Raw genomic sequence first — 10,474 nt, 5'->3', positions numbered from 1 at the left:
CGGCTCCCTTGTTTGAGATCTCAACGAACTCATTCTGGCACATCCGATGCCGTCGGGCGCCGTCCACCCCATCATGCCGTGACATCCGAGCGACACAACGGTTCTTCGGCCGATGTTACGGCATGGATCCTCGGGTCACCCGAGGATGACGAAAGCAGGGTAGTCGCCGCGCCGCGCAAAAAACCTAATTCGCCGACCCCAGCGCCTTGTCCAGCGCTTCCTTGACGTCGGCCGGCCATGTACTCACCGCTGGCCACGCGTCCGGCTCGGGCTTGTCGCCGCGGCGGGCGAAATAGAGCTTCCGGTTGACCGGGTCGACCGCCATGAAGCCGTCATTGCCGCCGCAATCATGCGGCACGCAGCCGCTCGCAAAAAAGACGCCCGACGCGGTTTTTTCCGTGCCGCCGCCGACCAGCAGGCTGGTCGCCATGTCGGGCATGTCCTTGCCAAGCAGTGTCTCGGCTAGTTTGTAGACCGCTTCATTGTGGAAGGCGTCGATGATGTTGTCGTATTTCGACGGATCAACGTCCTTCCAGTCGGTGCCCAGCTCCGGCATGTAGGTCAGATTGCCGGACGTCGTCAGTCCGTCCGTCGGCGACCATTGCAGCGCCGGCTTGGAATCGCCCGGCAAAAGATAGGGCACGAAATAGATGGCGCTGTCGGAGATCGCGGCCGGCGGCGCGCCGCATTCATCCTGCTCGACCGTGGTCGTCTGGATCGTGCCGCCTTCCGGCTTCCACACGATCACCTTGGCCGGGCCGCATTGATTGCCGCCGTCGCCGACATCGACCAGCGCCACCTTGACGCCGCCGACCTCGACGATCTTGTCGAAGAAGACGTCGTAATTGCGCGCCAGTTCCTTGCCGTCGAAGGCGAGCACCCGTTCCCCGTACTCTTCCTCCTGAGTGATGGTCAGCTGGCCGCCCTCGAACGGGACCGGCGCCTGTTTGTCATTGTCGGCTAGGGCCGCATTGCTCACCGCGCCCTGGTCGGCGGCCCCGCCGGACGCATCGTCAGCCGGCACGAGCACCATGTCGGTCTGTGCATGCGCGCCTGCCACCGGCATCAGAATCCACGCCAGCGCGCAGGCTCCGGCAAGAAGCGAACGTGTCATGACTGTCCCCTCCGTTCAGCCGCCACGAACCCGGCCTGTCGCGGCCAGGTCATCCTACGCTCAGGCCCAGGGGCGCTCAGCAGCGTTCTTCTTCTCGAACGAAGCGATGGCGCCGGCCTTCTCCATGGTCAGACCGATATCGTCGAGCCCGTTGAGCAGGCAGTGGCGCTTGAATTCGTCGAGGTCGAACTTGACCACGCCGCCGTCCGGCCCGCGGATTTCCTTGGCTTCGAGATCAACCGACAGCGTCGCGTTGGAACCGCGCGAGGCATCGTCCATCAGCTTCTCCAGGTCTTCCGGGCTGACGGTGATCGGCAGGATGCCGTTCTTGAAGCAGTTGTTGTAGAAAATGTCGGCGAACGAGGTCGAGATCACGCAGCGGATGCCGAAATCGAGCAGCGCCCACGGCGCATGTTCCCGGCTCGAGCCGCAGCCGAAATTGTCGCCGGCGACCAGGATCTGCGCCTTGCGGTAGGCCGGCTTGTTGAGCACGAAGTCCGGGTTTTCCGAACCGTCGTCCTTGTAACGCATTTCGGCGAACAGGCCGGTGCCGAGTCCGGTGCGCTTGATCGTCTTGAGATAATCTTTGGGGATGATCATGTCGGTGTCGACATTGACGATCGGCATCGGCGCGGCGACACCGGTGAGCTTGGTGAATTTTTCCATGGTTCTTGCCCGTCTTCTTCTCGTTGCGGGGAATTGCTGGCGCCCGGTTTACACAATGCCGCGGGCAAATAAAAGACGGCTGTTTTTGGACTTCCGTCGTCGATCGAAACACAAAATCGGTACAAACAGCTTCAAAACCACCGGCCCATGGTGCACTTTTGTCGACATGACAACGCGATCCACGATCCTTTACGCCAGCGAACCGGGCCTCGGCATCGCCGAGTTCCGCCGCGTTCTGGTGGAATCCGGCCTCGGCGAGACACGGCCCGTCGATGATCATGCCCGTTTGAAGGCGATGCTCACGAGTGCCGACCTGGTGCTCACCGCGCGCATCGATGCGCCGGGCAAGCCGCTGGTTGGTATCGCTCGCGGCATCACCGACTTTTCCTGGGTCTGCTATATCTCCGAGCTCGCTGTTTCTGCATCGGCGCAAGGGCTGGGTATCGGCAAGGGTCTGATGGATGAGGCACGCCGGCAACTCGGACCTTCCGTTGCCATCAGCCTGATCTCCATGCCCGACGCCGTCGGCTTCTATCAGCGTATCGGCATGGAGCGCATGCCCAACGCATTCTGGTCGGCCGCAAGCGCTGAAATCCACTCCCAGCGACCTCAACCCGCGCATTCTGCCTCTTGACATGCAACCAAATGGTTGCATATTAGAGTCATGAGCATGGATGCCGTCTTTCGCGCCTTGGCCGACCCGACACGCCGGCGGTTGCTGGACAGCCTTCATGCCAGGAACGGGCAGACGCTGAACGCGCTGTGCGGTGAGATGGACATGACGCGCCAGGCGGTGACCAAGCATCTGGCGATCCTGGAAGAAGCAAACCTCGTCGCCACCATCCGCAAGGGACGCGAGAAGCAACATTATCTGAATCCCGTTCCCATCAACGAGATCGCCGAACGCTGGATCGGCAAATTCGAGCGGGGGCGACTGGGCGCCCTCGGCGATTTGAAGAAACGTCTCGAAAGGGAAGACTGATGAGCAACATTTTCGTTTATGTCACCTACATCCGCACCTCGCCCGAAAAACTCTGGCAAGCACTGACCGAGCCGGAGTTCCAGCGGCAATATTTCCTCGGCGCTCAGATGCTAAGCGACTGGAAACAAGGTTCGGCGTGGAAGATGGTTTACACCGACGGCCGCGTCACCGACAGCGGCGAGGTCCTCGAGATCGATCCACCCAAGCGCATCGTGCTCAAATGGCGCAACGAGTTCATGCCCGAGGTCAAGGCGGACGGCTACACACGCTGCACCTTCGCCCTCGAGCAGGAGGGCGAGATGATGAAGCTCGCCATCACACACGAAGCCGATGGACCGCACAAGCTGCTTGGCCATGTGGCGAACGGCTGGCCGCTCATCCTGTCCAGCCTGAAGAGCCTGCTCGAAACCGGCAAAGGCCTGTCGCGCCCGGCGTCGAAGGCTTGAGGTTGTTTCGATAGCGAAACGTTTCTGGAGGCAGGGCGATGTACAGTTCCGCGGTGCACAGCATGACCAATGGCGAGACCGTTATGGCGAGCGCCGATGTTCGCGCGCCGCCCGAGCGGATCTTTGACGCCCTCGTTACACGCGAGGTCGAGCGCTGGTGGGGGTCCGCCAGGACCTACAGGATAACCGGATGGGCGGCCGACCTCCGCGTCGGCGGCCGCTGGAGCGTCACCGTCGAGACGGCGGCCGGCAGACACCTGCCCGCCAGCGGCGAATTCCTGGAGATCGAAGAGCCGCGCCGGATCGTGCAGACGCGGAGATACGACTGGGACCATCCGACGCTTGGCCGCCGCGAAACCAAAGTCGCCTGGCTGCTGGAGCCGATCGCCGGCGGCACACGCGTCACCATCTGCCATGGCGGCTTCGCCGGCATCGCTGCTGCCGCAACGAAGCATGCCGAAGGCTGGGCCCGGGTGCTGGGCTGGCTTCAGGCGTATCTTGGTACGGGCGGCTTGGCGGCGGCTTAATCCACCAAGCAACGGTAGCATCCCTTCGCGCCAGCGTTAAATTACATTCAATTCCCGAAACGGCCGCCCGTCGGCAATCCGGCTGTACCCGAACGCCGAGCAATCCACCGTGCGATAGCCGCCATGTACTATCAGTTCGGCCAGCGCCTTGCCGACCGCCGGAGCCTGCTGCAAGCCGTGACCGGAAAACCCGTTGGCGAAGAGGAAATTGCCGACCTCCGGGTGCGGGCCGATCACCGCGTTCTGGTCGAGCGTGTTGTAGTCGTAATGGCCGACCCAGGCGCGCGTCGGCTTGATCGCCTCGAAGGCTGGAATGCGGGTCGCCAGCACCGGCCAGATCACCTCTTCGAACAGCGGCCAGTCGGGGTCGAAGTCGGCGGGATCGGCCGGTCCTTCGCCCTCTTCCGCCTCGGCGCCCCCGGTGATGTAGACCGAGCCCTCCGGCCGGACATAGATGCCGCTCGGGTCGACCAGCAGCGGCATGTCGTCATATTTTTCGCGCGCCTCGAAGACGAAGACGTTGCGCTTGCGCGGCTCCACTGGCAGCGCCAGCCCGGCCATTGCTGCCACCTTGCCGGCATTCGGCCCGGCGGCGTTAACGACGGTGCCGGCCTCGAGCCGCTCGCCATTGTCGAGGGTCACACCGGCGACGCGCTTCCCCTGCCGCTCGATACCGGTCACCGACGCTGTGATGAAATCAATGTTCTTGCTTCGCAGTGCCTTGCGGAACAGCATCAGCATCGCATGCGCGTCGAACCAGCCTTCGCCGCTGCGGCCATAGGCGCCGGCGGAAATGCCCTCGACCGACAGCCACGGAAAGCGGCGGACGAGCGCCTCGGCATCCTCGAGCACGATGTCGGCGCCCTCGGCCATCTGCGCCTCGTGGTTGGCCCGCAGGATCGGCAGCCCGTTCTCGCCGGCAAGGATGAGGTAGCCGCCTTCGCGAAAGCCGATATCGGCGTCCGCGCCAAACTCTTCCCTGAGCCGCCGGAACAGTTTCAGCGTGAATTGCGACAGCCGGATGTTTTCCGGGATCGAGAACTGCTGGCGGATTGAGGCGCAGGACAGCGTGGTCGCGGCGCGGGAAAATTGCGGGTCGCGCTCGACAAGCGCGATCGAGCCCGAAAACCCTTCCTCGCGCAGATAATAGGCGACCGAGGAGCCGACGATGGCTCCGCCGATGATGACGATGTCGTAATGCACCTTTTGGCCCTTCCGATCTGAACCGCCGCGTCACGCCGCCGGCAGGATGATCTCGAAGCGCGTGCCGCTCGCCGAGTCAACCAGCCGGATCGTGCCATCATGCGCTTTCAGGAGGGCCAGCACGATGCCGAGGCCCATGCCGGTGCCGCCGGAATCGCGGCGCGTGGTGAAGAACGGCTCGAAGATGCGGCCTCGGTTGCTGGGCGAAATGCCGGCGCCGTCGTCGTCCACCACAATGGTGGCCTTGCCGTCCGCGCTTGCGGCCGTGATCGAAACCAGCGTTGCGCCGTGCCGCGCCGAATTGTCGATGAGATTGGCCAGCACGATCGCCGCGTTTTCGGCCGATATGCGCAGACCGATCTGGGCGCCCGCCTCGAGGCGCAGCGCCAGCCTGTGGTCGGCCGGCAGCAGCGCCAGTGCAGCAGTGAGCGACGTGTTTTCGCCGCTCGGTTCGAGATTTTCGGCGCGCGCCAGGTCGAGCAGGCGGCGCACCAGAAGGTTGAGCCGGCCGGCATCGGTGACGATATTGTCCGAAAAACGCCGCCGCTCGGCCTCGTCCATCGCGCTGCCCGAATCGCGCAGCAGTTCGGCGGCCCCCTGGATCGCCGTCAGCGGCGATTTGAGCTCGTGCGAGACGTGGGTGGCAAAGGTCTGGATGCCGTCGGAGCGTGCGTGCAGCTTTTCGGCCATGTCGAGGAAAGCAGCAGAGAGTTCACCCATTTCGCGCGTGCCGTGGTGATCGAGCGGCCTGATCGCCGCGCGGTCGCCGGCGGCGATGCGTTTCGTGCGTTCCATCAGCGCATAGATCGGACGGCTGACGGCGCGCAGGAAGACCAGCCCGATCAGCAGCGCGCCGCCGAGGATGGCGATTGCCGCCAGCGCCACCTTGCCGCGCTCGCCATAGAGATGCTTGACGATGTTGTTCGGCGTCCGCGACAGATAGACGACGCCGGCGACCTTGCCGGAGACCGCAACCGGCATGGCCACGAAGACGCGAACCTTGGTGCCGCGGCTGACCGAATAGAGCGGCGGCGACGGCTGGTCGGGAACCCGCAGCCTGAGCGCGCTGGCGTAGCGGCCGGCAAGCGCTGCGCGAACCTCTTCGACAGCCGCGAGCGACAGGCCGGCCTCCTCACGGCCGGCGATGACCACGCCTCTGGGATCGAGCAGCCGGAAGCCGGCGAGCGTGGTCTTCTGCGTCTCGGCAAGAATGCCCGACAGGCGTGCGCCGATTGAAGCGAAGGCGGGATCGGCGCTGGCCGCGGTGGCCGCGGGCCGGGTCGGCAGGATCCCGTCGGACGCAAGATCGAGGCCCGGTTCGATCGGCTGGTAGGGAGAGGCCCGATCGCTGGTGTTGGGTGAAGGCACGGGTGCGCCTAGCTTTTCCGGGGCAATGCCGGCCTCGCGAACCTCTTGCGCATAGATCGCGCCAAGGGCGGCGCCTTGGGCGATCAGCTCGGCCTCGGTCTGCCGGATCAGCTGGTTCTCGTAGAGCCGGAAGAAAAACAGGCCGGCCAGCGGCAGCGCCATCACCATGATCAGGATGGCGATGACGACCGTGGCGAGGCGAGGCCGCCATTTGCTGCCAATCAGTCCTTGGGCGCTCACGCGCCGCATCCGCCCAGCCGAAAACCGACGCCGTGCACGGTCTCGATCGCATCGACGCAGCCGACGGCCGCCAGCTTGGCGCGGATATTGCGGATGTGGCTGTCGACGGTGCGGTCTGCGACATGGATATTGGCCGCATAGGCGTTGGCCATCACCATGTCGCGGCCAAGCACATGCGCCGGCCGCGCCAAAAAGCCTTTCAGGATCGCGAATTCGATCGACGTCAGCGCCAGCGGCTTGCCGTCGAAGCTGGCTGTATGGCTTGCCGGAACCAGCAACAGTCTGCCATGCGAGAATTGCCGGTCGTCGGCTGGTTCCGGCGTGGGCCGAGCGCGGCGCAGAATGACGTTGACGCGGGCGACCAGCTCGCGCGGGCTGAACGGCTTGATGACATAATCATCGCCGCCCATCTCCAGCCCGAGCACGCGGTCGATCTCTTCATCACGCGCGGACAGGAACAGCACCGGCAGGTCGGATGTGTGGCGCAGCCGCCGGCACACTTCCAGCCCGTCCATTTCCGGCATGCCGATGTCGAGCACGACGAGATCGGGCGCATGGCGCTCTATCGCCTGCAAGGCAGCCGCGCCGTCCGGCACCGCCAGCGTTTTCATGCCGGCCTTTTCCAGCGCGAAGCAGATGATTTCGCGAATGTGCGGGTCGTCGTCGGCGACCAGTATGTGGTGCGGCATCAAATCAGCGGCCCGGCATGAAGGGTTCGGACATCGGAGGAACCACGAACGGGCCACGCCTGTTGAGGGCGCGGTTGAGCCGCCAGTCGCGAAAGCTCCAGCCCCGCCAGTTCTCCTGGCCGGCGCGGAAGCGTGCTTCGTCCTGTGCATACCAGCCGGCGAGTTCGCGGATGGAGGCATCCTCCGCGGAAACCGTCCTGCTCTGGTGCTGGACGAAGCGATCGAGCGCCGGCAAGGCGCCGGGCCCGAGCGAGCGCAGGTACCAGACGTCGAGCTGGGTGCCTTGGCCGGTCATTTCGAAGCAATGGTCGACATTGTAGTTGGCGATCAGCGCGGCAAAGTTGATGAACGAGCAGGCATAGAGCGTCGCCGATAGCGTCAGAAGATTGGCGGCAAGCAGCCATTCGTTGGACTTTTCGCGCGCGATGCGGGCCATGATCAGGACAAGGCCTGCCGCCACCAGCCCCATCCAGACGAACGCAGCGACACGCCAATAGGTCAGCGCATAGATACCGATATAGAGATCGAGCCGCAGGATCGACGAGATCACCAGGAGGATGTTCTGCGCCACCCAGGCATAAACCAGCCGGCGGATGAGCGGATCGCCGGAGGTCGCGCTTCCCGGCCGCAGCGCCGCCAGCACGAAGCCGGCGGCCAGCAGCGCCGTGACGATCAGCGGATAGGCGCCGCGATGCGCGTAGGCGGCATAGGTCAGCCCGTCGGGAAGCGCGATGCCGCCCCACAGATAGGTGGCGTCGAGTGCGCTCTGCACCGCGAACAGGATGTTGAAGACGACGAGCGCCCGGAGGATAGCGGCCTTGCCGAAGACGATGTCCTCGATGGTGGTCCTGGTGGCCGGCGTCGCCGGTGCGCTGGCTGGCGACACCCTGCGGCGGCGGAGAAAACGCGGCAGGCGCGGCCGCAGAAAGGCCCAGACGCAGGCAAGCACGAACAGCCAGAAGGCGAGACGTGGCAGCTGGACGAGGTCGAGCAGTGCCATCAGGTCGATCAGCGAGAACCAATATTCGATGACCGGATTGGCGGCGCCGAACAGCGCGAGGAACACTGTGCCGAGGCTCAGCGGCATGACCCAGACGGCGATCGCCGCAAGGCGCACGCGCCGCCGGCCAAGCCGCCGCGCCGCCATGCGCCAGCGGAAGAAATCAAGGACGAGCCGAAATGGCGTTGCAACCAGGAACAGCGAGAGTTGGCCGGCAATGCGGGCAAGGCCGAGCCGCAACCGTCCGGCCAGTGAAAGCGCGAAGATGGCCGTCGCCGCCAGCGCGATCGAGACGGACAGTGCGCTGACATTTTCCACAAGCGGCAGCAGCGCCATGAACAGCGCAACCGGCTTGAACCAGAACCTGCCGTCGTTGAAGGCGCCGAGAGGATGGAGAGCCATGCTCGCCGCTGCAATCGCAACGCCGAACAGGAAAAGCGTGATGCCCGCCGGTTGGCCATAGAAGAAAAAATCGGCCAGTGCGACGAGCAGGACGGCAACGCCGAAGCGGTAGCAATAGCTCGGCGCCGCCGAGAGGAATACTATCATGATCGGGCTTTCTCGGCGGCTTTGATGCGGCCGGTGGGCGGGGATTTCCGGACGAAAGGGAGGAGGTTTACCGAAGTCCGGGCGGATCGACGAGCCACCAGCTTTCGCGGCGAAGCCGGTACGGCAGGGACCAACGGGAGTTCGTTTGCTCTTGCATGCCGCCCTTGTCGCATCCGGTCGGGTGGCAAGCGGGGCGGAGACGAGGAGATTTTCCGAAATTGCGTGCAGTTTTTATGCACGGCTTGCCTCGGCCGGCTGCAGACGGCATAGATCGGAGATGACCACCGAAAGCTACCGCCCGCGCCGCTCGGTGCTTTACGTCCCGGCTTCGAACGACAAGGCGCTGGCCAAGATCCAATCGCTGGCCTGCGATACCGTCGTCATCGATCTCGAGGACGCCGTCGCCCCGGCCGACAAGCCTTCCGCGCGCGAAAAGCTGGCGGCGATTTTCGCCGGCCGTTCCAACCGGCGCTGCGAGATGGTCGTGCGCATCAATGCGCTGTCGAGCGAGTGGGGCGGCGCCGACCTGCTGGCCGCGGCAAAATGCTCGCCCGACGCCATCCTGCTGCCCAAGGTCGACACGCCGCGCGACATTCTCGAGGCCGGCGACGTGCTCGACGACAATTTTATCGCCGACGAAGTCAAGCTATGGGCGATGATCGAGACGCCCAGGGCGCTGCTCAATATCGGGCCGATCGCTGAGCTCGGCCGCGATCCGGCCTCTCGACTGGCTTGTTTCGCTGCCGGAACGAATGACCTGGTCAAGGACACCGGAATTCTCGCCACGCCCGACCGGCGCTATCTCGTTCCATGGCTGATGCAAATGGTGCTCGCGGCGCGTGCCGGCGGCCTCGACCTGCTCGATGGCGTCTTCAATGATTTTCGCGATATGGACGGGTTTGCGCGCGAGTGCACGGAAGCGGCCGCCATGGGTTTTGACGGCAAGTCGCTAATCCATCCGGCTCAGATCGAAGCCGCGAACCGCGCCTTTGCACCGTCGCCCGAAGCAATAGCCGAAGCGCGCGCGGTCAAGGATGCCTTCGCGCTCGCCCAACATACCGGTAGGGCGGTAGTTGCGCTGAACGGCAAGATGGTCGAGCGGCTGCATCTGGCGCAGGCCGAAAAACTGCTGGCGAAGGCCGCCGCTGTTCGCGCATGACTAACGCAACTGACGACAGGATTGAAGAATGAAACTCTACCGTTTTCTGTCCGGTCCGGACGATTCCAGCTTCTGCCACAAGGTGACGGCGGCGTTGAACAAGGGCTGGCACCTGTTCGGCTCGCCGACCTATGCCTATGACCAGGAAGCCAAGACCATGCGCTGCGGCCAGGCCGTGGTGAAGGACATCGAGGGCCAGGAATACGGCCCCGACACCAAGCTCAGCGACTGGTAGGGAGGTTCGCTGAAGCGCTCGTCCTTCGTCATCCTAGGGCGTAGCAGTCGCGAAGCGACGTCGCGGAGTACCCTAGGATCCATGCCGTTACCTCTGCCGAAGGGCACGGCGGATCAGGATTAGTGTGATCTACCACCGATCGGGATAGCCCCGTTACCCAGAACGGGATGATGAGCGTTCGGTTCTGCACCGCCGGCGCACTGCATCACTATCACGGCATGATGGGGTGGACGGCGCCCGACGGCATCGGATGTGCCAGAATGAGTTCGTTGAGATCTCAAACAAGGGAGCCGTCC

The 10,474-nt window shown here is 64.2% G+C and carries 12 protein-coding genes; 6 read left to right on the top strand and 6 right to left on the bottom strand.

Annotated elements, in window-relative coordinates:
- Positions 1-184: 184 nt before the first annotated feature.
- Together NKH04_RS32220 and leuD are read right to left on the bottom strand one after the other, a co-directional pair.
- A complete protein-coding gene (locus tag NKH04_RS32220) occupies positions 185-1,114 on the bottom strand; it encodes an Ivy family c-type lysozyme inhibitor (protein WP_352874962.1) in 930 nt (309 codons plus the stop codon).
- Between the two features lie 60 nt (positions 1,115-1,174).
- Complete coding sequence (gene leuD / locus NKH04_RS32215) at positions 1,175-1,780, bottom strand: 3-isopropylmalate dehydratase small subunit (protein ID WP_352541962.1); 606 nt, start codon at positions 1,778-1,780, stop codon at positions 1,175-1,177.
- A 166-nt stretch (positions 1,781-1,946) separates the two neighbouring features.
- Between leuD and NKH04_RS32210 the strand changes: the two genes are divergently transcribed.
- Genes NKH04_RS32210 through NKH04_RS32195 form a run of 4 tightly spaced genes read left to right on the top strand, consistent with a single transcriptional unit; the run spans position 1,947 to position 3,735 of the window.
- Positions 1,947-2,414: a GNAT family N-acetyltransferase gene (locus NKH04_RS32210; protein ID WP_353045541.1), complete on the top strand. Its 468-nt coding sequence runs from the start codon at positions 1,947-1,949 to the stop codon at positions 2,412-2,414.
- A 36-nt stretch (positions 2,415-2,450) separates the two neighbouring features.
- Positions 2,451-2,762, top strand: coding sequence for an ArsR/SmtB family transcription factor (locus NKH04_RS32205; RefSeq protein ID WP_352450226.1), 312 nt, complete (start codon positions 2,451-2,453; stop codon positions 2,760-2,762).
- On the top strand, positions 2,762-3,208 hold the full coding sequence (locus NKH04_RS32200; protein ID WP_352541961.1) for an SRPBCC family protein: 447 nt from the start codon (positions 2,762-2,764) through the stop codon (positions 3,206-3,208). The genes NKH04_RS32205 and NKH04_RS32200 overlap by 1 nt, the downstream gene beginning before the upstream one ends.
- A 38-nt stretch (positions 3,209-3,246) precedes the next feature.
- A complete protein-coding gene (locus NKH04_RS32195; protein WP_352837367.1) occupies positions 3,247-3,735 on the top strand; it encodes an SRPBCC family protein in 489 nt (162 codons plus the stop codon).
- 36 nt (positions 3,736-3,771) lie between these two features.
- On the opposite strand, the gene NKH04_RS32190 is transcribed toward NKH04_RS32195, so the two are convergent.
- The 4 genes from NKH04_RS32190 to NKH04_RS32175 are packed head-to-tail and all read right to left on the bottom strand — an operon-like array spanning position 3,772 to position 8,784.
- Positions 3,772-4,938, bottom strand: coding sequence for an NAD(P)/FAD-dependent oxidoreductase (locus NKH04_RS32190; protein WP_352837370.1), 1,167 nt, complete (start codon positions 4,936-4,938; stop codon positions 3,772-3,774).
- A gap of 30 nt (positions 4,939-4,968) precedes the next feature.
- Positions 4,969-6,555, bottom strand: coding sequence for an ATP-binding protein (locus NKH04_RS32185; protein ID WP_352837372.1), 1,587 nt, complete (start codon positions 6,553-6,555; stop codon positions 4,969-4,971).
- The gene (locus tag NKH04_RS32180) at positions 6,543-7,235 is read right to left on the bottom strand and encodes a response regulator (protein WP_352837375.1); all 693 of its coding nucleotides are present in this window, start codon (positions 7,233-7,235) and stop codon (positions 6,543-6,545) included. The genes NKH04_RS32185 and NKH04_RS32180 overlap by 13 nt, the downstream gene beginning before the upstream one ends.
- 4 nt (positions 7,236-7,239) lie before the next feature.
- Complete coding sequence (locus NKH04_RS32175) at positions 7,240-8,784, bottom strand: DUF4153 domain-containing protein (protein ID WP_352837378.1); 1,545 nt, start codon at positions 8,782-8,784, stop codon at positions 7,240-7,242.
- Between the two features lie 277 nt (positions 8,785-9,061).
- On the opposite strand from NKH04_RS32175, the gene NKH04_RS32170 reads away from it, so the two are divergent.
- On the top strand, positions 9,062-9,943 hold the full coding sequence (locus NKH04_RS32170; protein ID WP_352837381.1) for an HpcH/HpaI aldolase/citrate lyase family protein: 882 nt from the start codon (positions 9,062-9,064) through the stop codon (positions 9,941-9,943).
- A 28-nt stretch (positions 9,944-9,971) separates the two neighbouring features.
- Positions 9,972-10,178 carry a DUF1737 domain-containing protein gene (locus NKH04_RS32165; protein WP_352470863.1) on the top strand — a complete coding sequence of 69 codons (207 nt, stop codon included), beginning with the start codon at positions 9,972-9,974 and terminating at the stop codon, positions 10,176-10,178.
- Positions 10,179-10,474 lie beyond the last annotated feature (296 nt).

Source organism: Mesorhizobium sp. M1365, from assembly GCF_040317865.1.
GTDB lineage: Bacteria > Pseudomonadota > Alphaproteobacteria > Rhizobiales > Rhizobiaceae > Mesorhizobium.
The sequence above is the reverse complement of the archived record's forward strand: the minus strand, read 5'-3'. Positions and strand labels throughout refer to the sequence as shown.